This is a genomic window from Streptomyces sp. CB01881, assembly GCF_002953255.1.
Classification (GTDB): domain Bacteria; phylum Actinomycetota; class Actinomycetes; order Streptomycetales; family Streptomycetaceae; genus Kitasatospora.
Genome location: NZ_CP026498.1, coordinates 1,562,954 through 1,586,185, shown reverse-complemented (window position 1 = coordinate 1,586,185; position 23,232 = coordinate 1,562,954). Strand labels below are relative to the sequence as shown.

Here is a 23,232-nt window from a genome sequence, read left to right as displayed (position 1 = left end):
ACGGCCCGGTCGCCACCCAGTCGGTGTTCGCCGCGTCCTTCCAGGTGAAGTCCACGGTGTCGCACGGCGCCCCGGTCATCACCGTCAAGCCGAACGCCGTCGCCCCCGAGGCCGCCCCGGCCGCCGGCGCCGTCGAGAACGTCACCGTCGCGTTCACCGGCAACGCCGCCAAGGTCGTCTCGCGCACCCCGCGCGTCTCCACCGGCCGCCCCGAGCTGACCGAGGCCGCCATCGTGGTCTCCGGCGGCCGCGGCGTCGGTGCCGCCGAGGGCTTCGGCGTGGTCGAGGAGCTCGCGGACGCGCTCGGCGCGGCCGTCGGTGCCTCGCGCGCCGCCGTCGACGCCGGCTGGTACCCGCACAGCAACCAGGTCGGCCAGACCGGCAAGCAGGTCTCCCCGCAGCTCTACATCGCAGCGGGCATCTCCGGCGCCATCCAGCACCGGGCCGGCATGCAGACCTCGAAGACCATCGTGGCCGTCAACAAGGACCCGGAGGCCCCGATCTTCGAGCTGGCCGACTACGGCGTGGTGGGCGACCTCTTCGAGGTGCTGCCGCAGCTCACCGGCGAGGTGAAGGCCCGCAAGGGCTGATCCGCCGCGTACGTCGAAGCCGCAGGGCGCGCCCGGGACCTCCCGGGCGCGCCCTGCGGCCTTTCCGGGGCCCGCCGTCCGGCCCGTAGAGTCGGCCCCACGACCGGTAGGGACAGGACCGGCGGTGACACACCGGCGAGGGTTCGGCCGGCGGTGACACGGCCGCACACCGCGAGCAAGGGCGAGGGCAGAGGCATGACACTCCTGACGGCACTTCAGGGCGACTTCGGCGATTCCGGCGACGCGCTGCGGATCGACGGCCACACGCTCTCCCGCGAGCAACTGCTCGGCGCGGCGGCCGCGGTGGCCGACCGGGTGGCCGGCGCCCCCGCCCTGGCGGTGCTGGCCCGGCCCACCGCCGAGACCGTCGCCGCGGTCGTCGGCGGCCTGGTGGCCGGCGTGCCCGTGGTGCCGCTGCCGCCCGACTCCGGCCCCAAGGAGCGCGCGCACATCCTCCGGGACTCGGGCGCGGTCCTGCTCGCCCATGCGGCCGCCGACGCGGCGCCGCAGGATGCCGGGGTGACCGGGCTGCCGGTGGACCTGACGGAGCGTTCCGCCACCACCCACGCCGAGCCCGACCCGGACGCCACCGCGTTCGTGCTCTACACCTCGGGTACCACCGGCGCGCCCAAGGGGGCGATGATCCGCCGCTCGGCCGTCGCCGCCGACCTGGACGCGCTCGCCGGGGCCTGGGCGTGGACCGCCGACGACACCCTGGTCCACGGCCTGCCGCTCTTCCACGTGCACGGCCTGGTGCTCGGCGTGCTCGGCGCCCTGCGCACCGGCAGCCGGCTGGTGCACACCGGACGGCCCACCCCGGCGGGGTACGCGGCCGCCGGCGGCAGCCTGTACTTCGGCGTGCCGACCGTCTGGTCCCGGCTGGCCGCCGACCCGGAGGCCGCCGGGCAGCTGGCCTCCGCCCGCCTGCTGGTCTCCGGCAGCGCCCCGCTGCCGGTGCCGGTGTTCGAGAGGCTGGCCGCCCTGACCGGCCACGCCCCGATCGAGCGGTACGGCATGACGGAGTCGCTGATCACCGTCTCCACCAGGGCGGACGGCGAGCGCCGTCCCGGCAGCGTCGGCCTGCCCGTGACCGGGGTGCGGACCCGGCTGGTCGGCGAGGACGGCGGGCCCGTCCCGTCCGACGGCGAGAGCGTCGGGGAGCTCCAGGTCGCCGGGCCGACCCTGTTCACCGGCTACCTCAACCGGCCCGACGCCAACGCCGAGTCCTGGACGGCGGACGGCTGGTTCCGCACCGGGGACGTCGCGGTGATCGGCGAGGACGGCTTCCACCGGATCGTCGGCCGCGCCTCCGTCGACCTGATCAAGAGCGGCGGCTACCGGATCGGCGCCGGCGAGGTGGAGGCCGCCCTGCGCGACCACCCCGCGGTCGCCGACGCGGCCGTGGTGGGCGCGCCCGACGAGGACCTCGGCCAGGCGGTCGTCGCCTACGTCATCGCGGAAGGCGCCGTGACGGGGGAACAGTTGACGGCCTTCGTGGCGGAGCGGCTCTCGGTGCACAAGCGGCCGCGCAAGGTGGTGCTGGTACCCGAACTTCCCAGGAACGCCATGGGAAAGGTGCTCAAGAAGCAGCTGCTGGCGGAGTCGGCACACGGGTGACGGAAAGTCATCCGGGCGGTCGCCGGGCGGTCGTCCGGTGACGGGCGCTCACCTGATCGACCGTCTTGTCGCTCACCATCCGTGAACCCTTCCTTTGGCGCACTCCACTGCGCGCCGTGAGCGGACGCGTGCCTACCGTGACACGCAGGCAGAACCGAATCGCTGGACCACATGCCGCGGCTTCAGGTCGCAGGACCGGAAGCCGCGGCATGTCGGCCGGAGGACGGTTCCGCAGTTCCCGCTCAGCAAAGGAAGACAGCAGGATGACGACCGTCAACACCGGCGCACCGGGTGCCGCCGACGACGAGACCGGGCAGCACGCCACCACCTCCGACGGACGGACCCGTGCCGCCCGTCCCTCCCGGGCGGCGCGCGTCCGTCGGGGGATAGCGATGGTGGCCGTGATCGCAGCCGGATCGGGCGTGATCGGCCTCGGCACCAGCGTGGGCAGCGCGGCCGCCGAGCCCGCGCCGGCCCACGCCGGCTGGGACGGCTCGCGCTACTGGTTCAAGAACAGCCAGGGCCAGTGGCGCTGGACCTCGCACTACGACATCTACAAGGCCCGGACCGGGGGATCCTCGACCTCGGCGGCCAAGTCGTCGTCCTCGTCCTCCGGCGGTATCAAGCAGGGGTGGGACGGCTCGCGCTACTGGTTCAGGAACAGCCAGGGCGAGTGGCGCTGGACCTCGCACTACGACATCTACCTGGACCGGACCGGCGGGTCCTCCTCGGGCTCGTCCGGCTCCTCGTCCGGCTCCTCGTCCGGGGCGTCCGCCGACTCCGCGGAGCCCGCGGAGGACGGGGACGTCGAGACGGCCGTGCAGTTCGCGCTCGCCCAGCTCGGCAAGCCGTTCGTCACGGCCGGAAACGGGCCGAACGGCTACGACTGCTCCGGCCTGGTCCAGCAGGCCTTCCGGCGCGGCGGGATCGACCTGCCGCGGGTGGCCAACGACCAGTACGCGGCGACGACTCCGGTCCGGGCCAGCCAGCTGCGCCGCGGCGACCTGCTCTTCTGGTCGCCCGACGGTACGGCGCGGGGCATCCAGCACGTGGCGATCTACCTGGGCAACAACCAGTACGTGGAGGCCGCCCGGCCGGGCACCAGCATCCGCATCTCCGGCATCAGCAGCGGCTACTACCCCGCCTTCATGGGCCGGCCCTGAGCCCTGCGGGCACGGGTGCCACGACGCCCGGGCCGTCCGGGAGACACACCGTCTCCCGGACGGCCCGGGCGTCGGGCGTGCGGGGGTGTGCGGGGGCGTCCGGTGCGTCGGGGTCAGCGGGGCGGCGGCCGCACGAGAAGTCGGGCGGGCCGACCTCCTGTGCGGAGGGGTCGGGTACGGAGGGGGCGCGTGGGGCGTGGAGAGGGCGCGTACGGAGGGGACTGACGCCGGTGATCGAGGGCGTGCGCACCGGCGGGCGCGTGGGCGTGCGGCGGGTAGGGTAGGCCGCCTGGCCTGGGCACATGCCCCTGTCACGGGGCGGGTCACGCTTCGCTGGGAGGGCCCGGTCCGGAGGCATGGGGACCGGCGCGGCAGGGGTACCACCTCGGGTGGCGCTGGTTCGACTGACGGGGGCGCCGCCCGGTGCGAACGGCACCGGGGGAAGTCGAGGGGCAGGGGACGTTGTGATCGTCTGGGTCAATGGCACGTTCGGCGCGGGCAAGACGAGTGCCTGCCGTGAGTTGGTGGAGCTGCTGCCCGGCAGCATGCTCTTCGACCCGGAGCTGATCGGGTTCGGGCTGCGCGGGATGCTCCCGGCCGACCGGCTGGCGACGGTGTCGGACTTCCAGGACCTGCCGGCCTGGCGCCGGCTCGTCCCCGAGACGGCGGCCGCGCTGCTCGGCGAGGTGCCGGGCCCGCTGGTCGTCCCGATGACGCTGCTCCGGGAGGACTACCGGGACGAGATCTTCGGTGCGCTCGCCTCGAACGGGATCACCGTGCACCACCTCGTGCTGGATCCTGAAGAAACGATCCTGCGTGCGCGCATCGCCCAACGCGAGGAGATCCCCGACGACCCCGAACGCAGTGCGCGGATCCGGCAGTGGTGCCTGGAGCACGTACCCCGCTACCTGGCCGCCCGCCGCTGGCTCGGCCGCGACGCCAGACTGGTCGACAACAGCACCCTGACCCCGCGCGAGACCGCCGCCCGGCTCGCCCGGCTCGTCCGGGACGGCTCCGCCCGCTGCCCGATCGTCCAGACCCCCGACCCGAGCGGCGACACCGTGGCCTCCGCCGTCCTGTTCTTCGACGAGCAGGACCGGGTGCTGCTGGTCGACCCGGTCTACAAGCCGGACTGGGAGTTCCCCGGCGGCGTGGTCGAGTGCGGGGAGGCCCCCACCGACGCCGCCCTGCGGGAGACCGCGGAGGAGCTGGGGCTGCGCCTCGACCCGGCCGCGCTGCGCCTGCTCGCGGTCGACTGGGAGCCGCGCACCGGCCCGCGCCGCGGCGGCCTGCGGCTGGTCTACGACGGCGGCCTGCTGGACGCCGCCGCCCGCCAGCGCCTGATGCTCCCTCAGGAGGAGCTGCGTGGCTGGCGCTTCGTCAGCCTGGAGGAGGCGGCCGGCCTGCTGCCGCCGGGCCGCTACCGCCGGCTCGCCGCCGCGTTGGACGCCCGCCGCAGCGGCGAGCTGCGGTACCTGGAGGCCGGCCGGCGGGCGGCGCTCGGCCTGGCCCGGGCGGCTGACGCCGCGTAGCGGACGGGGCGGGGTGGCGGCCGACGCGGCGTAGCGGACGGGGCGGGGACCCCGGCGGGGGTACGGCGGCCGGCCGGGTGGGCCGGCCGTAGGAGCCGGCCCTGGCTGACCCGTCCGGCGTCGGCCGGGCCGGGGCGGCGGGTGGGGGCCGGGGACGGCAGGATGGGGGCATGCCGTTCACACTCAGCCATCCGGCCGCCGTCCTGCCCCTGCTGCGTGCGGCGGGGGCGCGCGGGCCGCTGGTCGCCTCCGCGCTCGTCGCCGGGTCGATGGCGCCCGACGTGCCGTTCTTCGCCGAGTCGCTGCTGCCGGGGGCGTACGGGCTGGGCGGGGCGACCCACAGTTGGTGGGGGGTGCCGACGGTGGACGTGGCGATCGCCGGCGTCCTGGTGGCCGGGTGGCACACGCTGCTGCGCGGGCCCCTGGTGGGGCTGCTGCCCGACCGCCTGGCACCCGCGGCCGAGGCGCTGACCGCCCGGCGGCGTGGAACGGCGGCGCGCGGGGCGGTGGACGCGGCGTGGTTCGCGGGTTCGGCGGCGCTCGGCGCGGCCACCCACGTCGGCTGGGACGCCTTCACCCACGGGGGCCGTCTGGGCGTCACCCTGCTGCCGGTGCTGGACCGCACGGTCGCCGGGCTCCCGCTGTACACCGTGCTGCAGTACGGCAGCTCGGCGCTGGCGCTGGCCGCACTGGCCGGGTACCTGGTGAGGGCGGTCCGGGCGGTGGAGCCGGCCCGGCCGGCGGTGGCGCTGCCGGCCGGGGTACGGCGGGCCGCCGTCGCGGCGCTGGGCGTGGCGACGGCGGCCGGGGTGGTGCAGCGGCTGACGCCGCTGCGGCGGAACCTGATCCCCGAGTTCTGCTTCGGGGCGGGCGCCGGCCTCGCGGTCGGCGCCGTCGGGTACGCACTGGTCCACGCGGCGGTGGCACGCCGGGGGAGGCACGGCGGCACCCGCCCGGGGGGCCGGGAGCGGCCGGCCGAGCGGGTGCCGGTGTGACGGGGGCGGCGGGTCCGGGACCGGCGGCCGCCCGGCGGCCTCAGGCCTTGCGCAACTCGGCGAAGCGGCGCAGGAAGAGCGCCTCGGTCAGCGCCATCCGCTCCAGCTCCAGCGGGTCGACGCTCTCGTTGACCGCGTGGATCTGGGTGGTCGGCTCCTCGACGCCGATCAGCACGATCTCGGCCTCCGGGTAGAGCGTGCGCAGGGTGTTGCAGAGCGGGATCGAGCCGCCCTCGCCGGAGGCCACCATCGGGGTGCCGAAGGCCTCCTCCATCGCCTCGCCCATCGCCTCGTAGGCCGGGCCGGAGGTGTCCGCGCTGAACGGCGCGCCGTTGCCGTGCCGCTCGATCCGGAGCTGCGCGCCGAACGGCACCTGGGCCTCCAGGTGGGCGACCAGCGCGTTCTGGGCGGCGGCGGTGTCGGTGCCCGGCGGCACCCGCAGGCTGACCAGGGCCTTGGCCGAGGCCTGGACGGAGGAGGTGGCGCCGATCACCGGCGGGGCGTCGATGCCGAGGACGGTGACCGCCGGGCGGGCCCAGAGCCGGTCGGCGACGGTGCCGGTGCCGGTCAGCGCGACGCCGTCCAGCACCTTGGCGTCGGCCCGGAACTGTTCGTCGGCGTACTGCACGCCGGACCAGGTCTGGTCGCTGGTCAGCCCGGCCACCGCGACGTCGCCGTGCTCGTCGTGCAGCGAGGCCAGCACCTTCACCAGGGCCTGGAGGGCGTCCGGGGCGGCGCCGCCGAAGGCACCGGAGTGCAGGTTGCCGGCCAGCGTGGTGATCGCCACCTCGACCACCGTCATGCCGCGCAGCGAGGCGGTGACGGTGGGCAGGCCGGCCGCGAAGTTGCCGGTGTCGCCGATCACGATGGCGTCGGCGGCCAGCAGCTCGGGGTGCGCCTGCGCGTACCGCTCCAGGCCACCGGTGCCCTGCTCCTCCGAGCCCTCGACGATGATCTTCAGCCCGACCGGGTAGGCGTCCCCGTGGACCTGGCGCAGCGCCCGAAGGGCCGTCAGGTGCATGAGGATGTTGCCCTTGCAGTCGGCGGCGCCGCGCCCGTACCAGCGGCCGTCGCGCTCGGTCAGCTCGAAGGCGGGGCTCAGCCAGCCGGACTCGTCCAGCGGGGGCTGGACGTCGTAGTGGGAGTAGAGCAGCACGGTCGGCGCGCCGGCCGGGCCGGGCAGTTCGGCGTAGACCGACTGGGTGCCGTCGGGGGTGTCCAGCAGCTGCACGTTCGTCAGGCCCTCGGCGGCGAAGGCGTCGGCGACCCAGCGGGCGGCCTTCTCGCACTCCTCGACCGGGAACTGCCGCGGGTCGGCGACCGACGGGAAGGCGACCAGCTCGGCGAGGTCGGTGCGGGCACGGTCCATCAGGGACCGGACGGCGTCGGCCAGGGGCTGCTGTGGCATGCGGGTGCTCCGGGAGGGGTGGTCCGTCCGGAGGGTACTCCGGGCGGATGGTTGCTGACGGGGGTACCGCCGATCATAGGCGGAGCCGAACGGGCGCCCGCGGATTCGTGTGGACGTTCGGGGTGCCGCAGCGGACGATGGCTCACCCGGCCGCATAGGATTGCTCGACGTGACTGATTCCGGAAGCTCCGATCCCCGTAGCCCGCTCGACGCCGCGGCGTCCGGACAGCCGTCCGAGCCTCAGCCCGACCGGGCGGGGCCCGGGCCCGACGGCCTCGACGGCGTCTGGGACGTCGTCGTGGTCGGCGCCGGACCGGCCGGGGCCTCGGCCGCGCACGCCGCCGCTTCGCAGGGCCGCCGCGTCCTGCTGCTCGACAAGGCCGAGCACCCCCGCTACAAGACCTGCGGCGGCGGCATCATCGGCCCGTCCCGGGACAGCCTGCCGCCGGACTTCCGGCTGCCGTTGCAGGACCGGGTGCACGCCGTCACCTTCGCCTACGGCGGCCGGTTCACCCGGACGCGGCGGTCGAAGCGGATGCTGTTCGGGCTGGTCAACCGGGACGAGTTCGACCTGCGCCTGGTGCAGGCGGCCAAGCAGGCGGGCGCGGTGCTGGTCACCGGAGTGACCGTCACCGGGGTGGAGCAGCGCGGCGGCGAGCACCGGACGGCCGTCGTCACCGCCTCCGACGGGCGCAGCTTCGAGGCGCGCGCGGTGGTGGGCGCCGACGGCAGCGCCAGCCGGATCGGGCGGCACGTCGGCGTGTCCTTCGACCAGATCGACCTCGGCCTGGAGGCGGAGATCCCCGTCCCGGCCTCGGTCGCGGCCGACTGGGCCGGCCGGATCCACCTGGACTGGGGCCCGCTGCCCGGCAGTTACGGCTGGGTCTTCCCGAAGACCGAGTCCGGCAGCCTCACCGTCGGGGTGATCTCGGCCCGCGGCGACGGCGAGCGGACCAAGCAGTACCTGGCCGACTACATCCGCCGCCTCGGCCTGGCGGGCTTCCCGCCGAGCGTGGAGTCGGGGCACCTGACCCGCTGCCGGGCCGAGGACTCGCCGCTCTCCCGGGGCCGCGTGCTGGTGGCCGGTGACGCGGCCGGCCTGCTGGAGCCGTGGACCCGCGAGGGCATCTCGTACGCGCTGCGCTCGGGCCGGCTGGCCGGCGAGTGGGCGGTGAAGGTGGCCGAGGCGGGCAACGCGGCCGGGGTGCGGCGCGAGGCGCTGAACTACGCGTTCGCGATCAAGGCCGGGCTGGGCGTGGAGATGCGGGCCGGCAAGCTGATGCTGACCGCCTTCGAGCGCCGGCCGTACCTGTTCCACGCGGCGGTCTGCCTGGTCGCCCCGGCCTGGCGGGCGTTCGCCCGGACGACCCAGGGGCACACCACCTTCGCCCAGGTGATGCGGCAGTACCGGGCGGCGCGGAAACTGGCGTCGCTGGCCTCGCGGTAGCGGTGGTGGACGGGGGGCTCCCGGGGCGGGTGGTACCCGCCCCGGGAGCCCCCCGTCCGTCCGGCCCGGTGCTCACGTGAGTGCGGTGCTCACGTGAGTCCGGCGGTCACTTGAGCCCGGTGTCGAGGGCCGTGATGAGGGCGCCGCCCGGGGTGTCGCCGGTCATCTCCCAGATCATCGCGCCGAGCAGGTTCCTCGACTTCAGGTAGGCCGTCTTCCGGCTGATCGACCAGGCGTCGTCGAAGGTCCACCACTGCCCGCCCGCGCCGGTGTAGCCGTACGTGGAGACGGACTGCTGGTCGTGGTGGACGGTGAGGTCGGGGAAGGTGGTGATGAGGTTGTTGTACCCGCGGGTTCCGGCCTCCTCGGCGAACTGGCCGGGGGCCGCGCCGGTCGCGCTCTGCCACTCGCCCGCCGCGCCGCCGTCCGCCACGCCCTGCCAGCCGCGCCCGTAGAACGGGAAGCCGATGGTGAGCTTGCGCGGGTTGACCCCGGCGTTGAGGTAGGTCTGGACGGCCGCGTCCACGCTGAAGTGGACGTTGTACGGGTCCTGGGTGTCGGCGTAGAGGTTGGCCTGGTGACCGGTCCGATCGGGCTCCCACGAGTTGTCGCTGCCGGCGCCGTGGAAGTCGTAGCCCTGGACGTTGGCGATGTCCAGGTAGTTGAAGATCTTCGAGAGGTCCCAGCCCTGGCCGACCTTGGCCGGGTCGGCCGGGGTGAAGGCGGTCAGCAGCTTGTGCGAACCGCCCAGGGCGTCCAGCTGCTTGCGGAACTCGGCCAGCAGCAGGGTCAGGTGCTCCTTGTCGTTGGCGCTGTAGTGGTTGCCGGCGTGCCCGTCGCCGGAACCGGGCCACTCCCAGTCGAGGTCGATGCCGTCGAAGATGCCGGCCGCCACGCCGTCGCCGCCGGCGCCGTTGTAGAGCGGCAGGTTGCCCTTGATCCAGACGTCGAGGCAGGACTTGACGAACTTCTGGCGGGAGGCGTCGGTGGCGGCCGCGTCGGAGAAGTACGTGGAGTACGTCCAGCCGCCGAGCGACACGACCACCTTCAGGTTCGGGTACCTGGCCTTGAGCTTCTTCAACTGGTTGAAGTTGCCGCGCAGTTTGCCCCAACCGTCGTCGGCGACGCCGTCCACCGACTGGGCGGCGCTCATCGGGCGGGCGTAGTCGGCGTCGGCGTCGCCCGCGCCCGTTCCCTGGTCCGGGTCCTGCGGGTTGGCGGTGGTGCCCTTGGTCACGCCGGCCAGGCAGGTCAGGTTGACCGGATCGATGTTCTCGAAGGCGTAGTTGATGACGTCGAGCTTGGCCGCGCTGCCCGAGGTGTCGAGGTTCTTCACGAAGTACTGGCGGCCGTAGATGCCCCACTGGGTGAAGTAGCCGACCCGGGCGTACTTGCCGGCCCCGACCAGGTCGGCGGTGGTGACGGCGAGCGGGGCCGAGGCGGGTGAGGCGTTGTCGGCGCCGTCGCGGGCCTTGACGGTGAAGGTGTAATCGGTCGAGGGGGAGAGGCCGTTGACGGTCGCGGTCAGGGTGGAGCCGGTGACGGACCGCACCAGGGCGGTGCCCTGGTAGACGTCGTACGCGGCCACCCGCTGGTTGTCGGTGGCGGCGTTCCAGGCGAGCGTGACGTCCGTGGACGTGACCGCCGTGGCCCGGAGATCGGTGGGGGCGGTGGGCGGCACCGGGTCGGTGGCCGGGTCGACGGTCGAGGCCGTGACCGGCGCGCTCGGCCGGCCGGCGTTGCCCCGGGTGTCCTTGGCACGGACGGCCAGGGTGTACGAGGTGGCCGGGGTGAGGCCGGTGACCACGGTGTCGGTGCCGGCGCCGGTGCCCACCACGGCGCCGCCGTTCAGCACCTCGTAGGAGGCGACCGGGAAGTCCCCGCCGGTGGCGGCCGGCCACTTCAGCGCGAGGCTGTGCGCGGTCGACCCGGTGACCGTCGGGGTGCCGGGCGCGGACGGCAGGACGTCCGGACTCCCGTCGCACTTGTCGCCGTTGATCCGGCAGCCGGCCGGCGTGCCGATCGGGCCGTTGGCCACGAACCAGAAGCTGTACGGCTCGGTGGTGCCGTGGGCGGGGACGCTCGCGTTGTAGAACGCGTTGGTGGCGGTGACGTGGCGGCCGTTGACGGTGGCGGTGCCGTTGTAACTGCTCTGGATCGTCACGCCGGCCGGCAGGTCGAACTCCAGCGTCCAGCCGGAGACCGCGGCGGCGTTGTCGTTGTGGACGATGTAGGTGCCCTTCCACCACGAGCCGTTGTCGGCGGTGGTGAAGGCGGCGGTGAGCTTTCCGGCCGCGTTCGCCGGGGCGGCCAGCGCGGTGAGCGCGGCCGGCGGGAGGAGCAGGGCGCAGAGCAGCGGCAGCAGTCTGCTGCGCGCTCGCGGGCGGCGGGCCCGGCGGCCGGCGGCCCTGGATCGGTCGGACATGGTTCTCCCTGTGACTGTGGGGGTTGGACAGGGTGGCGCAGAACCGTACGAGTGGTGCCCGGCCCGCGATGCGCCGGCCGGTGGTGACGGCGTCCGGTGGTGACGACGTCCGGCCGGTGGTGCGTGGCCGACCGGTGCCCGCGCCGTGGGGAGACGGGGCATGGGCACTGTAGGAGGACTGGACCAATGCGTCAACAGGTCTGTACCACTTGGGAGTTGAGGGCGTAGGGCCGCCGGTTCCCCGGGCCGGTCCTGGCCCGGCCGAGGCCCGGCCCGTGGCCCGGTCCGGTCCCCGGTCCCCGGTCAGGACCGGCGGGGGCTGCCGGTGAGCTCGTCGCCGAGCGGGCTGCGGCTGTAGAGCACCGAGCGGCCGTGCCGGGCCCGGGTCACCAGACCGGTCTGGTGCAGCACCGCCAGGTGCTGGCTGACCGCGCCCGGGGTGACGCCCAGCCGGTAGGCCAGGTCGGTGGTCGAGGCGGGTTCGACCAGCACCGCGAGCAGCCGGGCCTTCGGGGCGCCGAGCAGCTGCTCCAGGGCCCGCGGGGCGACCGGCACCGGCGGTCCGGCCATGCCGCCCTGGCCGCGGGCCGGGTAACTGATCTGCGGTGCACGGTCGTTGCTGATCATCGTGATCGCGCCGCGGGCGAAGAAGGTCGGTACCAGCACCAGTCCGCGCCCGTCCACGGTGATCTCGCCGTCCTGCGGCGTCCAGCGCCGGTTGATCGAGAGCACCCCGTCCTCCCAGTGCAACCGGTGGTCCAGGTTGGCGAAGAGCGCCGCCGCGCCCTGCTGGGCGAGCACCCGCGCGCGGTACACGAGGTCCGCCTCCAGCACCGCGCGGGCCTGCGGCCACCAGGTGGGGGCGAGGCAGAGCTCCCAGTACTCCTCCAACGCGTCCGCGATCCGGGCCAGCAGCCGGGCCGGATCGGCCAGCCCGGCCGCCAGCGAGGCCGGCAGCGGCCGACCGTTCGGCAGGAAGGTCTGCTCCAGCTCGGGGCGGAGCTCCTCGGGCGGCAGGGCGCGGACCACGGCCAGCTCGGTGCGGAAGTCGGGCGCGGGGGAGGCGGGCCGGGGCGTCAGGAAGTCCGGCACCCAGCGGTTGTCGGCGACCAGCGAGAGCAGGAGGGTGGAGTCCAGCCGCTCGAACGCCGGGCGCAGACGTTCGAAGGCGGGGGACTGCAGGACGTAGAAGCCCGGGTGGGTCCACATCCGCAGACTGAGCGCGGCCTCCTGGATCGGTGAGCAGGCGAAGGAGGTGCTGGCGAGGTCGGCGAGGCCGAGCCTGAATCTGTGCACGTGCTCCGCCCCCGGTGGCTGCTGCTTTCAGCCAGAGCCTAAATCAATACTGCGGAGGCGGGGGGAGGGGGTGGGATCGTGGGCATGACCACCTCATCGGCGGAGTCCTCCGCACCTTCCTCCGGCCTGTCCGCCGACGAATCGCCCGATCCGGGCCCGACCGATCTCGGCTCCTCCGACCCGCGCCCGACCGGCCTCGGCTCCTCCGGCCTCTCCGCCGGCGAAGGCTCTTCCGGCCTCGGCTCCGCCGGCGAGGGATCCTCCGGCGACGGGCCGTCCGGCGACGCCGGCACCGGGCCGGGCCGCGCCGCCCGGCTGCTGCACCCCGACCCGATGGTGCGCCGGCTCGCCGGGATCACGCTCGTCAACACCATCGGCAGCGGGCTCTCGATGGCCGTCGGCGTGCTCTTCTTCACCCGCGTGCTCGGGCTGAGCGCCGCCCAGCTCGGCCTCGGCCTCACCGTCGCGGGCCTCTGCGGGGTCGCCGCCAGCGTGCCGGCCGGGCGGGCCGCCGACCGGTGGGGCGCGCGGCCGGTCCTGGTGACGCTGGTCGCCCTGAACGCGGTCGCCACCGCCGGCTACACCCTGGTGCACAGCTACCCGGCCTTCCTGGCGCTGGCCTGCGTGGTGTCCGCCGTCGACCGCGGCGCGGCCGCCACGCGCAACGCGCTCTACGCGGAGGTGCTGCCCGCCGACCGCCGGGTGGCGGGCCGGGCCTACCTGCGAGTGGTGACCAACATCGGGATCTGCCTCGGCACGGCGATCGGCGCGATCGCGCTCCAGGTGGACACCCGGCAGGCGTACCTGACGGCGATTCTGGCCGACGCCGCCTCGTACGCCGTCGTCGCCGTGCTCTTCTACCGCCTGGCCGTCCCGGCGGCGGCGCGGAAGGCCGCGGCGGACGGGCAGCCGACCGGGGGCGGGCGCAAGCGCAACCCCGCACTGCGGGACGGGCCGTTCCTGGTGGTGACGGTGCTGAACGCGCTGCTCTGCCTGCAGTTCGCGATGCTGGAGGTCGGTGTGCCGCTCTGGGTCGTCCAGCACACCGACGCGCCCCGGATCACCGTGGCCGCCACCATGATCGTCAACACCGTGCTGGTGATCGCCCTCCAGGTCCGGGCCACCCGGGGCACCGAGGAGCGGGCCGGTGCCGCCCGGGCCTGCGGCCGGGCCGGGGTGATCCTGGCGGCGTCCTGCCTGGTGATCGCCCTGGCCCACGGTCTGCCCGCCACGGTCGCCGCCGTGGTGGTGCTCGCGGGCGTCGCCCTGCAGGCCCTCGGCGAGGTGCTCGCCCAGGCCGGCGGCTGGGCGCTCAGCTACGACCTGGCCGGCGAACGCGACCACGGTGCCTACCAGGGCGTCTACAACGCCGGCTCGTCCGCCGCGCTGATGATCGGGCCGGCGGTGGTCAGCACCGCCGTGATCGGGTACGGCCTGATCGGCTGGGCCGCCCTCGGAGCCCTGCTCGCCGCCGCCGGCCTGGCCGTGCGCCCCGCCGTCCAGTGGGCCGGGCGGCGAGGCGTGGTCGAGGCGTCCTAGCCCTCCCCGGGGACCAGCGCGAGGGCCTCGATCTCGATCAGCACCTCGGGCAGGAACAGCGCGGCGACCTGCATCGCCGAACCGGCCGGGAGCGGCGTGGAGCCGAAGTACTCGTCCCGCGCCTCGCGGACGGCGGGCATGAACCCGATGTCGGTGACGAAGTAGGTCAGCTTGACGACGTCGCCGAAGCCGGCCCCGGCGGCGGCCAGGCAGCGGCTCAGGTTCTCGAAGACCTGACGTGCCTGCGCCTTCGGGTCGCCGGCCCCGACCAGTTGCCGCTGCTCGTCGAACGCGACCTGGCCGGAGACGGCCACCAGGCGGCCGGTGCCGGTGACGACCTGGGTGTAGCCGGTGCCGGGGGCGACCCCGGGCGGCTCGGCGATGTGGGTCAGGTGCTGGGAGTGCGAGGTCATGGCGACCATGGTGGCCGACGGACGATCACCGCACCAGTGTCCTTCGCCGCCCGCCGCGATCAGTGGACCACCTCGGGCAGCTCCCGGCAGTACGGGCGGTCGGCGGCCGGGAGAACGGCGGCCGGCCCGCCTGCCCGCAGCACAACGTCCAGCACGGCGTCCGGGGCGCAGGCGTAACCACCGCTCGCCCAAGCCGTGTTGGCCTCCACCACGGCCCAGCGGCCGCCGTCCAGCGGGCCGACGTCGACCACGACGGCGCTCGGCAGCATCCCGGCCGAGGCGGCCAGCACGTCCGCGGCGAAGGCGGCCACCTCGGCCCGGTACGGGTCCTCGTCGAGCGGCGCGATGTTCAGGTCGCCGTCCACCGCGTAGCGCGAGGCGGTGCGCACCTCGCCGTCCAGGACGAACAGCCGGTACTCCCGGTGGAACCGCACCACCTCGCTGGCCAGCACCGGGGTGTCGTCGTCCAGCGCGTCCGGGCCGGGCAGACCGGAGCCGTCCGGGTAGACCTTGGCCGGGAAGAGCTTGTCGCCCGGCGGCTTGAGGAACATCGGGCGGCGCAGCCGGCGGGCTTCGGCCAGCGTGGTGAGGGACATCGGCCGCCCGGTCAGCTCCCGCGGCAGACGGGCCGGCCAGTCGTCCGGCGGCTGGAGGAGGGCCAGGCCGAACGCGCCGCCGACCGCGTCGCCGAACAGCGGGCCGCCGTAGACGTGCACGGGCGCGCCGAGCAGCTCCGCCGGGGCGCGCCAGGCCGTCGCGGTGTGCGCGCGCAGGCCGCGGCGGCCGGCGGCGGTGCGCAGTTGGAGCCCGGTGTCGTTGATCCGGGGCGCGAGCAGCAGGACGGCGTCGGTGGTCATGGCACCGATGCTGCCGTGCCCGGCCGCGGGCCGACCACCGGTTTTCGGTACGAAGGGGTGACGGGTCTCGCGGCGGGTGGCTCTGGCCGAGCGGCGGGTGGGCATGTCAGAGTCGTCCGGGCGCCGTCCGGGGAGGACCGGCGCCACGGCAATCCGACCCACCCTCAGCCGGAAAGCAGGCCCGCACCGATGACCCGCGAAGTACCCTTCGTCCGCGTCACCACCGCCGACGCCGTCACCACCCTGACCCTCGACTCGCCGCACAACCGCAACGCGCTCTCCACCCGGCTGATGGCCGAACTCACCGCCGGCCTGGCCGCCGCCGCGGCCGACCCGGAGGTCCGCGCCGTGGTGCTCGCCCACACCGGGAAGGTGTTCTGCGCGGGCGCGGACCTCTCCGAGGCGACCGGCGCGGACCCGACGGTCGGCCCGCGCGGCCTCGTCGACCTCCAGCGGGCCATCGTCGACTGCGCGAAGCCGGTGATCGCCGTGATCGAGGGGCACGTCCGGGCCGGCGGCCTCGGCCTGGTCGGCGCCGCCGACCTGGCGCTGGCCGGACCGGCCGCCACCTTCGCGTTCACCGAGGTCCGCCTCGGCCTCGCGCCGGCCGTCATCTCGCTGCCGCTGCGCCCCAAGCTGGACCCGCGTGCCGCCTCCCGGTACTACCTGACCGGCGAGGTGTTCGACGCCGCCGCGGCCGCCCGGATCGGCCTGATCACCGAGGCCACGGACTCCGCGGAGTCCACCGGCACCGCGCTCAAGGGCCTGCTGGACGCGCTGCGGCTCGGCTCGCCGCAGGGGCTCGCGCAGTCCAAGCGGCTGGCCAACGCCGAGGTGGTGCGCTCCTTTGAGCGGGACGCCGACGAGCTGGTCGAGCTGTCGGCCCGGCTGTTCGGCTCCGACGAGGCGCAGCAGGGCATGCGGGCCTTCCTGGAGAAGCGCCCGGCGCCCTGGGCCCGCTGAGGGTGCGGCGCGGCGCGCTCAGCTCCAGTTGACGGCGGCCGTCTCGCGCCAGAGGTCCAGCAGGGACCGGTCACCGGTGAGCCGCACCCGCTCGGCCGGCAGCCGGTTCCAGAGCAGCAGGTAGAGCTCGTGGGCCGGGCCGGTGAGCGTGAGGTCCGCGCCGGCCTCCACACCGGTCCCCTGGTCGGGGGCGGTGCTGCCCGGCGCGGTGACGACGAGGGGTTCCTGGCTGATGGTCAGCAGCCAGGAACCCGGCCCGTCGGTGGGCTGCAGCAGGAGGGTGCGCGGCTGCTCGCTGCGGACCCGGGCCCGGCTGCCGGCCATGAACCCGCGGAGCAGCTCGTCGATCCCGTCCAGTGCCAGGCCGGTGGCCACCCGTGGACCTTCGGCCCCGGCCGCCGCGTCGGCGTCGAAGCGGTGCACGGCCGTCTCGTGCGCCTGGCGGCGGGCCCAGAACGCCAGCGGGCTCGGGGCGGGGAGGAAGCTCCAGCAGTCCAGTCCCGCCGGTGCCCCGGCGAGCGCCTCGACCAGGGCGGCGTGGCCCGCGCGGAACCAGTCCACCAGGTCGGCGTCGGCCGGCTCCGGCCCCGTGACCGCGCGCTCGCCGTCGGCGTCCAGCAGCTCCCGGTGGCCGTCCCGCACGTAGGCGGCGGCCCAGCGGTGGACCTGCCCGGTGTGCAGCACCAGATCGCGCAGGCGCCAGTCCGGGCAGGTGGGAACGGGTGCGTCGAGGTCGGTCCGGGCGGCGGCGTCGGCGAGCAGGGTGCCCTCGCGGCGCAGCGCGTCGATGTGCTCGATGATCTCCATGGCGTACGAGTCTGGCAGCCTCCGGCGGATTTCGGACGTGGTTCCGTCCGGGTGGGAGGGCCGGATGTGATGTTGGCCGCCTGCCCGGTGACGGCGCCGTACGGGCCGGTAACGTGGCCGCATGTCGATCACCCGTTCCCTGTTCTCCGCCGCCCGGTCCGGCGGTCGCCGCGTCGTCGGGCGGCTCGTCCACCGGGGCTGGCAGTGGGTGCAGCGGGCCGGTGCGGTGTCCAGTGAGAGCCCCGGCCCGTACCGGTTCGGTGAACTGGGGGCCGGGACGAAGCTGAGCTTCCCGCTGGGCGCGGTCTTCAACGAGCAGTGGATCACCATCGGCCCGTTCTCGATCATCGGCGAGCGCGTCACCATCAGCGCCGGCTTCCTGCCCGGCCTCGATCTCGGGCCCGAGCCGATCGTCCGGATCGGCGGCGGCTGTGTGATCGGCCGCGACAGCCACATCGTTGGCCACCAGTCGATCGTCCTCGGCGACGACGTCTGGACCGGCCCCGGCGTCTACATATCCGACCAGGCGCACGAGTACCGGGCCACCGACCTGCCGATCGGCAAGCAGTGGCCGCGCAACGAGCCCGTCGAGATCGGCTCCGGCAGCTGGATCGGGACCGGCGCGGTGATCCTGCCCGGCGCCCGGCTCGGCCGCAACGTGGTGGTCGCGGCCGGCTCGGTGGTCCGCGGCGAGGTGCCCGACCACAGTGTCGTCGCCGGCGCGCCCGCGAAGGTCGTCCGCCGCTGGACCGAGGAGGAGGGCTGGCAGCCCCCCTTCCGCAACGACCCGCCCAGCCCGCTCCCCGGCGGCATCACTGCGGAGCAGTTGCGGGCCCTGGCGGGCTGGGACCTGCGGCTGCCCGGCGAGTCGGGGGTGTGAGGGGGCGCGCAGCGGCGGGCCCCGGCGGTGGGCCGGCCCTGGCGGTGTGTGGCCCGGGTGCTGGGCGGGCCCTGGCGGGGTGTGGCCCGGGTGCTGGGCGGGCCCTGGCGGGGTGGGCGCGCGGTGGCCGGGGGAGCGCGTGGTCCCCGGCCGCCGTCGGTCAGAGCGCGATCGGCCGGTACCGGAGGGCCTCGTCGACGATCTGCTCCGCCGAGGCGCCGCGGAGTCCGGCCGGGGGGTGGAAGACCAGGTCGCCGACCCGGGGATGGACCACGTTGGCCGTCAGCACCCGCAGGTAGTGGTCGGTCTCCGGTGAGGCCGCCAGGATCCGGCGGACGATCTCGACCAGCTCGTCGCGGGTGATGTCCGGCACCCGGGGCCGGGCTGGCCGGGCGGCCTCCCGGGCGAATTCCTCCCGGCTCCGGCTGCCCTCGTACCCGGTGAAGTCGAGGGGCCGGTAGTCGTGGCCGGTCGTCAGGTTGAAGGCCGTGACCGCCGCCTCCGCGCCCGCGGAGGCGGTGGCCACCAGATCGGCGATCCGCCCGATCTCGCGGCTCAGCTCTGCCTGCCTCGACGGGCTCACGGGTGGGGGTGACAGTTCCGGTCCCAGGTCCACACCCCGGATTCTGCCCGCCCCCGCCGACAACGACGTGGGGCCGGGGCGTCCCGGGCGGGGGAGCGAGGTCGGAGCGTCAGGCGCCCGCTGTCCAACGCCTGGTGTCCGGCGTCCGGTGTCCGGCGTCCGGTGTCCGGCGTCCGGCGTCCGGCGTCCGGCGTCAGGCCGGCTCCTGGGTGCGTTCGGCGTCGTGGGCGGCGATGGCGGCGGCGATGCGGAGGAGATCGGCGGGCCGGGTGGGGTCGAGGCCGGTGAGGACGGCGACGCGGCGCAGCCGGTAGTCGACGGTGTTCGGGTGCAGGTGGAGGGTGCGGGCGGTGTGGCGGCGGTTGAGGCCGCCGGCCAGGTGGGTGCGGAGGGTCGCGAGCAGGTCGCCGGAGTCCGCCAGCGGCTCGATCAGGGAGGCGAGCCGGGACCGCGCGTGGCTGGGCCGGCTGAGCTGGTACTCCAGCAGCACGTCGTCGAGCCGGTACAGGCCGGGCGGGCGGCCGAAGGCCCGTGCGACCTCCAGCACCTCGTGGGCGAGCGCGGCCGCGCCCGGCACCCCGGCGGGGGCGGCCGCCGCCGCGCCGGCCTGGACGGCCGCGCCCGCGGCGCGGGCCGCCCGGTGGACGGTGTCGGCGAGCAGCAGCCAGGTGGCGGCGGGGACGGCGTCCGGCCCGCGGTCCAGCGGGACGAGTGCCACGCCGCCGGTGGCGGTGAGCGAGGTGAGCGCCGACTGCCGGGTGCGGTGGTCGAGTTCGGCCCGGAGCCGGCGCAGCTTGCGCCGGGCGGCCACCGTCCGGTCGACGCCGGGCGCCTGTTCGTCGGGGTGGTCGGCGACGGCGAGGCAGAGCACGGCGTACGCGGGTGGGAGCCGGAGGCCGGCGCGTTCGGCGGCCTCGTCGGCGGGGGCGCCGTCGAGCAGTGCCGTGAGCAGGGCGTGCCGGGCAGCGTGCCGCTCGTCGGCGAGGTCGCGGCGGTCCTCGACGTAGCCGGCGCCGGCGGCGGAGGTGGCCCGGCGGAGCTGGTCGAGCAGGAGCCGGTTGAGGACGAGCAGGTCGGCGGCGTCGCCGTCGCGGGCCTGCCGGGTGACCAGTTCCCAGCAGACCTCCATGCCGAGGTGGTGGGCGAGCAGGACGGCGTCGAGCGGCAGTCCCTCCTCGGCCCGGCGGGCGGCGGCCTCCCGGACGGCGGCGAACTCGGCTGCGGGGGCGGGCAGTCCGGTGCGGACGGCCTGGGCGAGGGCGCGGATCCGTCGTTCGGTGACCTGGGCGAGTTCACCGGCGACCTGCTCGCGCGGCAGGCGGCGGTAGGTCGGTACGCGTTCGACCAGGGTGGCGATGACGGTCTCGACCAACTCCGGTACGGCGCCGAGCAGCCGCTGGTCGGCGGGCACTCCGCCGATCACCGGGATCCGCCAACCGGGGGCGCAAGCGGGTGAATTGTGACCGGTCACAGAAAACACCGTCCAGGTCTGGGGGACACCCAAGGGCCGGGTCGGAGGGGCGACCGCATGATGGAGGCACTCGGGTTACCTGTTGGTAACAAACTTCCGCTGTGGAGGCAACAGTTGGGAACCCCACTTCTCCGCTTCCCCGCAAGACCGGTACGCCGCAGGCTGCTCGGCACCCTCGGCTCGGCCCTGCTGGCCGGTGCGCTGCTCGCCGGCGGTCCGGCCGGTGCCGCGTATGCGGCCGCCGGGGCGGACGCGACCCCCACCGCGTCCGCCCCGGCGGCCTCGCCGGATCAGCTCGCGGGAGCCCAACTCCCGCCGGACGGTGACTCGGTGGCCTCGCCGCCGGGCGCCAACGACTGGAGCTGCCGGCCGACGGCCGCGCACCCCGACCCGGTGGTCCTGGTGCACGGCACCTTCGCCAACCGGTACGAGAACTGGCTCGCCCTCTCGCCGCTGCTCAAGAGCAAGGGCTACTGCGTCTTCGCCCTGGACTACGGCATGGTGCCGGGCATCACCTCCTCCGGCAGCGGCCTGCTGCTGCCGGTCGGCGGGCTCGGCCCGATCGACGAGTCGGCTGCCCAACTGGGCAGGTTCGTGGACCTGGTGCGCACGGCGACCGGTGCGGCCAAGGTCGACATCGTCGGCCACTCGCAGGGCGGCATGCTCCCGAACTACTACCTGAAGTTCCTCGGGGGCGCGGCCAAGGTCGACAAGGTCGTCGGCCTGGCTCCGTCCAACCACGGCACCACGCTCGACGGCATCACCAACCTGGCGTCGTACTTCCCCGGGGTCGCCGACCTGATCTACACCGCCTGCAACGCCTGCCGGGACCAGGCGATGGGCTCCGCGTTCAACCGGAAGATGGCCACGCTGCCGGACACCGTGCCGGGCGTCCGCTACACGGTGATCTCGACCGTGTACGACGAGGTGGTCACGCCGTACCGGACCCAGTTCCTCAGCGGCCCGGCCGTGGACAACGTCGTCCTCCAGGACCGCTGCCCGGTCTCACTCGCCGAGCACGTCGCGATCGCGTTCTCGCCGACCGCGCTGCACCTGGTCACCAACGCGCTCGACCCGGAGCACGCGACGCCGGCCTACTGCGGCTGACCGTCCCTGCCCGCGCATGAACGCTGCACAGGAAGTCGGATCGGCCGACTTCCTGTGCAGCGCGGCGTGCCGTGGAGGGCAGGGCGTGCCGTGGAGGGCGGTGGCGCCCGGCCGGGCTCAGTGGCCGGTGCGGAAGGTGACGACCGCGGTCACGCCGTCGGGCCGCAGCTCGTGCGGGCCGCCGGGACCGTCCAGCAGGGCGGCGTCGAAGCGGTCGAGGGTGGTGTCCGTGCCGAGTGCGGCGGTGCCGGCGAGGCAGAGCAGGAGGACGACGCCGCCGGCCGGGACGTCCACGGTCCGGGGCGCGGTGGCGAGGTCGAGGCCGGCAGTGGTGCGGCCGCGCCGCGTCATGACGTTGAAGTCGACCACCGGGCCGCCGAGCAGCCGGCAGCCGGTGGACGCGTCACCGGAGAACGCGAACGGGCGGAACGGCTCGTCGACACGGTGCTCGGCCCCGTCGACGGTCAGCGCCATGCCGTTGCCCTCCACCAGGGTGATCACCCGGTCGATCCCGGCGAACACCGAGAACGGCCCCTCGGAGGCCACGTCCGCGAGGCTGACCCGCCAGTCGAAGGCGTCGAGCCCGGCCCCGGCCGGGAAACCGGCGACCTCCCTGGTCACCCCGCCCCCGTTGAGCCATGCCGTCGCCGGGCGCTCGGCCGCCCGCAGTACCTGGATCCGCCCGCTGGTCGTCATCAGGGTCCTTTCGTGGATACCCCCGGCTTCAGCCGGGGGTGGGGGTACTTCCCGCTTGCGGGGGAGAGATGAAACTCCCGCGTAGCGGGACAGGGATCGGCAGACCGCCGCCAAGGCGGTATGCCGACGCGTAAGGTGATGATTCGTCACATGGTCACAATCCGAGGCGATACGGTGTGAGCTGTGCCGACCAGCCACGTGAAGCGGGCATACAAGTTCCGCTTCTACCCGACCGCCGAGCAGGCCGAAATGCTTGCCCGGACGTTCGGATGCGTGCGGAAGGTGTACAACCTCGCTCTCGCCGCCCGTACCGAGGCGTGGGCGCTTCGCCAGGAGCGCATCACCTATAACCAGACGTCCGCGATGCTGACGGCCTGGAAGAGGACGGAGGATCTGGCGTTCCTCAACGAGGTGTCCAGCGTTCCGATGCAGCAGGCGTTGCGGCATCTGCAGGGGGCGTTCACCAACTTCTTCGCCAAGCGGGCGAAGTACCCGCGTTTCAAGTCCAAGCACAAGTCCCGGGCGTCCGCGGAGTACACCAGCTCCGCGTTCCGCTATCGGGACGGTGAGCTGACCTTGGCGAAGATGGCGCAGCCGCTGGCCCTCGTGTGGTCGCGTCCGCTTCCCGATGGGGCGGTTCCGTCCACGGTGACCGTCAGCCGCGATGCCTCGGGACGCTGGTTTGTCTCCCTGCTGTGCGAGGACCCCGGCGTGGGGCCGCTGCCTGTGCTGGACACGGCGGTCGGCATCGACGCCGGGCTCGACTCGCTGGTGACGCTCTCCACCGGGGAGAGGATCATCAACCCGAGGCAGGAGCGCAAGGACCGGGAGCGCCTGGCCAGGGCGCAGCGGGGCCTCGCCCGCAAGGCCAAGGGCTCCAACAACCGGGCCAAGGCCCGGGTCAGGGTCACCAGGATCCACGCCAGGATCGCCGACCGTCGCAGGGACTTCCTGCACAAGCTCACCACTCGGCTCGTGCGCGAAAACCAAACGCTCGTGATCGAGGACCTGGCCGTCCGCAACATGGTCAAGAACCACACGCTCGCCCGGGCCATCTCGGATGCGAGCTGGACCGAGATGCGGTCCATGCTGGAGTACAAGTGCGACTGGTACGGCAGGGACCTGGTGGTCGTGGACCGCTTCTTCCCCTCCTCCAAGCTGTGCTCCGCCTGCGGCAGCCTCGCCGGGAGGATGCCGCTGAACGTTCGTACCTGGACGTGCGGATGCGGCACGACCCACGACCGGGATGTGAACGCCGCGAAGAACCTTCTGGCCGCCGGACTGGCGGTGTCGGCCTGTGGAGACGGTGTAAGACCTCAACGGAGCACTCCGGGCGGGCGGTCGTCGGTGAAGCAGGAAGTAGTCCCACCGCAGCGCCGGCGCGCAGCGACTCAGCCGCGAGGCTGAGGGGAATCCCCTCCATCAGGAGGGGATGATGTCAAA

Annotated in this window: 20 protein-coding genes; 11 read left to right on the top strand and 9 right to left on the bottom strand. The window is 74.4% G+C overall.

All coding sequences use genetic code 11. From position 1 onward, the window contains the following. From C2142_RS06940 to C2142_RS06920, 5 genes are all read left to right on the top strand, one after another. Positions 1-590: electron transfer flavoprotein subunit alpha/FixB family protein (locus tag C2142_RS06940; protein WP_241002424.1), on the top strand; the 590-nt coding region annotated here is incomplete at its 5' end. Between the two features lie 195 nt (positions 591-785). After that, positions 786-2,207 (top strand): acyl-CoA synthetase, encoded by a 1,422-nt coding sequence (locus C2142_RS06935; protein WP_148641566.1) that lies wholly within the window; start codon positions 786-788, stop codon positions 2,205-2,207. Between the two features lie 263 nt (positions 2,208-2,470). Beyond that, a complete protein-coding gene (locus tag C2142_RS06930) occupies positions 2,471-3,370 on the top strand; it encodes a C40 family peptidase (RefSeq protein WP_148641565.1) in 900 nt (299 codons plus the stop codon). Between the two features lie 464 nt (positions 3,371-3,834). After that, positions 3,835-4,902, top strand: a complete 1,068-nt coding sequence (locus C2142_RS06925) for an NUDIX hydrolase (RefSeq protein WP_148641564.1) — start codon at positions 3,835-3,837, stop codon at positions 4,900-4,902. A gap of 170 nt (positions 4,903-5,072) precedes the next feature. Continuing rightward, the gene (locus C2142_RS06920; protein ID WP_148641563.1) at positions 5,073-5,897 is read left to right on the top strand and encodes a DUF4184 family protein; all 825 of its coding nucleotides are present in this window, start codon (positions 5,073-5,075) and stop codon (positions 5,895-5,897) included. Between the two features lie 40 nt (positions 5,898-5,937). On the opposite strand, the gene C2142_RS06915 is transcribed toward C2142_RS06920, so the two are convergent. After that, positions 5,938-7,305 carry a dipeptidase gene (locus C2142_RS06915; protein ID WP_148641562.1) on the bottom strand — a complete coding sequence of 456 codons (1,368 nt, stop codon included), beginning with the start codon at positions 7,303-7,305 and terminating at the stop codon, positions 5,938-5,940. A gap of 298 nt (positions 7,306-7,603) precedes the next feature. Between C2142_RS06915 and C2142_RS06910 the strand changes: the two genes are divergently transcribed. Further along, positions 7,604-8,752, top strand: coding sequence for a geranylgeranyl reductase family protein (locus C2142_RS06910; RefSeq protein WP_241003129.1), 1,149 nt, complete (start codon positions 7,604-7,606; stop codon positions 8,750-8,752). 106 nt (positions 8,753-8,858) lie between these two features. Here C2142_RS06910 and C2142_RS06905 read toward each other — a convergent pair whose 3' ends face one another. Both C2142_RS06905 and C2142_RS06900 read right to left on the bottom strand, forming a co-directional pair. Then, entirely contained in the window at positions 8,859-11,177 is a 2,319-nt protein-coding gene (locus C2142_RS06905) for a glycosyl hydrolase family 18 protein (protein ID WP_148641560.1), read from the bottom strand. A gap of 303 nt (positions 11,178-11,480) precedes the next feature. Then, complete coding sequence (locus C2142_RS06900) at positions 11,481-12,473, bottom strand: ArsR family transcriptional regulator (RefSeq protein WP_148641559.1); 993 nt, start codon at positions 12,471-12,473, stop codon at positions 11,481-11,483. A gap of 84 nt (positions 12,474-12,557) precedes the next feature. Between C2142_RS06900 and C2142_RS06895 the strand changes: the two genes are divergently transcribed. Next, positions 12,558-14,012 (top strand): MFS transporter, encoded by a 1,455-nt coding sequence (locus tag C2142_RS06895; RefSeq protein WP_148641558.1) that lies wholly within the window; start codon positions 12,558-12,560, stop codon positions 14,010-14,012. On the opposite strand, the gene C2142_RS06890 is transcribed toward C2142_RS06895, so the two are convergent. Next, on the bottom strand, positions 14,009-14,425 hold the full coding sequence (locus C2142_RS06890) for a RidA family protein (RefSeq protein WP_241002423.1): 417 nt from the start codon (positions 14,423-14,425) through the stop codon (positions 14,009-14,011). The two genes, C2142_RS06895 and C2142_RS06890, sit on opposite strands and share 4 nt — an antisense overlap. A gap of 59 nt (positions 14,426-14,484) precedes the next feature. After that, positions 14,485-15,282 carry an ATP-grasp domain-containing protein gene (locus C2142_RS06885; RefSeq protein ID WP_148641556.1) on the bottom strand — a complete coding sequence of 266 codons (798 nt, stop codon included), beginning with the start codon at positions 15,280-15,282 and terminating at the stop codon, positions 14,485-14,487. 189 nt (positions 15,283-15,471) lie between these two features. On the opposite strand from C2142_RS06885, the gene C2142_RS06880 reads away from it, so the two are divergent. Then, positions 15,472-16,245 carry an enoyl-CoA hydratase family protein gene (locus tag C2142_RS06880; RefSeq protein ID WP_148641555.1) on the top strand — a complete coding sequence of 258 codons (774 nt, stop codon included), beginning with the start codon at positions 15,472-15,474 and terminating at the stop codon, positions 16,243-16,245. A gap of 18 nt (positions 16,246-16,263) precedes the next feature. Here C2142_RS06880 and C2142_RS06875 read toward each other — a convergent pair whose 3' ends face one another. Further along, positions 16,264-17,052, bottom strand: a complete 789-nt coding sequence (locus C2142_RS06875) for a maleylpyruvate isomerase family mycothiol-dependent enzyme (RefSeq protein ID WP_148641554.1) — start codon at positions 17,050-17,052, stop codon at positions 16,264-16,266. A 121-nt stretch (positions 17,053-17,173) separates the two neighbouring features. On the opposite strand from C2142_RS06875, the gene C2142_RS06870 reads away from it, so the two are divergent. After that, positions 17,174-17,932 carry an acyltransferase gene (locus C2142_RS06870; protein ID WP_148641553.1) on the top strand — a complete coding sequence of 253 codons (759 nt, stop codon included), beginning with the start codon at positions 17,174-17,176 and terminating at the stop codon, positions 17,930-17,932. 160 nt (positions 17,933-18,092) lie between these two features. Here the strand turns inward: C2142_RS06870 and C2142_RS06865 are convergent, their stop codons facing one another. Further along, positions 18,093-18,548, bottom strand: coding sequence for a hypothetical protein (locus C2142_RS06865; protein WP_241002422.1), 456 nt, complete (start codon positions 18,546-18,548; stop codon positions 18,093-18,095). Between the two features lie 160 nt (positions 18,549-18,708). Next, entirely contained in the window at positions 18,709-19,986 is a 1,278-nt protein-coding gene (locus tag C2142_RS06860; RefSeq protein WP_148641552.1) for a helix-turn-helix domain-containing protein, read from the bottom strand. 114 nt (positions 19,987-20,100) lie between these two features. Between C2142_RS06860 and C2142_RS06855 the strand changes: the two genes are divergently transcribed. After that, positions 20,101-21,093, top strand: a complete 993-nt coding sequence (locus C2142_RS06855; RefSeq protein WP_241002421.1) for an alpha/beta fold hydrolase — start codon at positions 20,101-20,103, stop codon at positions 21,091-21,093. Between the two features lie 117 nt (positions 21,094-21,210). Here C2142_RS06855 and C2142_RS06850 read toward each other — a convergent pair whose 3' ends face one another. Then, positions 21,211-21,789 carry a HutD family protein gene (locus tag C2142_RS06850; RefSeq protein ID WP_148641551.1) on the bottom strand — a complete coding sequence of 193 codons (579 nt, stop codon included), beginning with the start codon at positions 21,787-21,789 and terminating at the stop codon, positions 21,211-21,213. Positions 21,790-21,972: 183 nt separating this feature from the next. Here C2142_RS06850 and C2142_RS06845 point away from each other — a divergent pair, with 183 nt between their 5' ends. Continuing rightward, a complete protein-coding gene (locus C2142_RS06845; protein ID WP_148641550.1) occupies positions 21,973-23,196 on the top strand; it encodes an RNA-guided endonuclease TnpB family protein in 1,224 nt (407 codons plus the stop codon). The last annotated feature ends 36 nt before the right edge of the window (positions 23,197-23,232 follow it).

Bases quoted from the DNA above. Each gene is read 5' to 3' on its own strand.
- C2142_RS06915 (WP_148641562.1), bottom strand. From the start codon at position 7,305: ATGCCACAGCAGCCCCTGGCCGACGCCGTCCGGTCCCTGATGGACCGT.
- C2142_RS06875 (WP_148641554.1), bottom strand. From the start codon at position 17,052: ATGGAGATCATCGAGCACATCGACGCGCTGCGCCGCGAGGGCACCCTG.
- C2142_RS06905 (WP_148641560.1), bottom strand. From the start codon at position 11,177: ATGTCCGACCGATCCAGGGCCGCCGGCCGCCGGGCCCGCCGCCCGCGA.
- C2142_RS06880 (WP_148641555.1), top strand. From the start codon at position 15,472: ATGACCCGCGAAGTACCCTTCGTCCGCGTCACCACCGCCGACGCCGTC.
- C2142_RS06930 (WP_148641565.1), top strand. From the start codon at position 2,471: ATGACGACCGTCAACACCGGCGCACCGGGTGCCGCCGACGACGAGACC.
- C2142_RS06920 (WP_148641563.1), top strand. From the start codon at position 5,073: ATGCCGTTCACACTCAGCCATCCGGCCGCCGTCCTGCCCCTGCTGCGT.
- C2142_RS06890 (WP_241002423.1), bottom strand. From the start codon at position 14,425: ATGACCTCGCACTCCCAGCACCTGACCCACATCGCCGAGCCGCCCGGG.
- C2142_RS06885 (WP_148641556.1), bottom strand. From the start codon at position 15,282: ATGACCACCGACGCCGTCCTGCTGCTCGCGCCCCGGATCAACGACACC.
- C2142_RS06895 (WP_148641558.1), top strand. From the start codon at position 12,558: ATGACCACCTCATCGGCGGAGTCCTCCGCACCTTCCTCCGGCCTGTCC.
- C2142_RS06870 (WP_148641553.1), top strand. From the start codon at position 17,174: ATGTCGATCACCCGTTCCCTGTTCTCCGCCGCCCGGTCCGGCGGTCGC.
- C2142_RS06935 (WP_148641566.1), top strand. From the start codon at position 786: ATGACACTCCTGACGGCACTTCAGGGCGACTTCGGCGATTCCGGCGAC.
- C2142_RS06850 (WP_148641551.1), bottom strand. From the start codon at position 21,789: ATGACGACCAGCGGGCGGATCCAGGTACTGCGGGCGGCCGAGCGCCCG.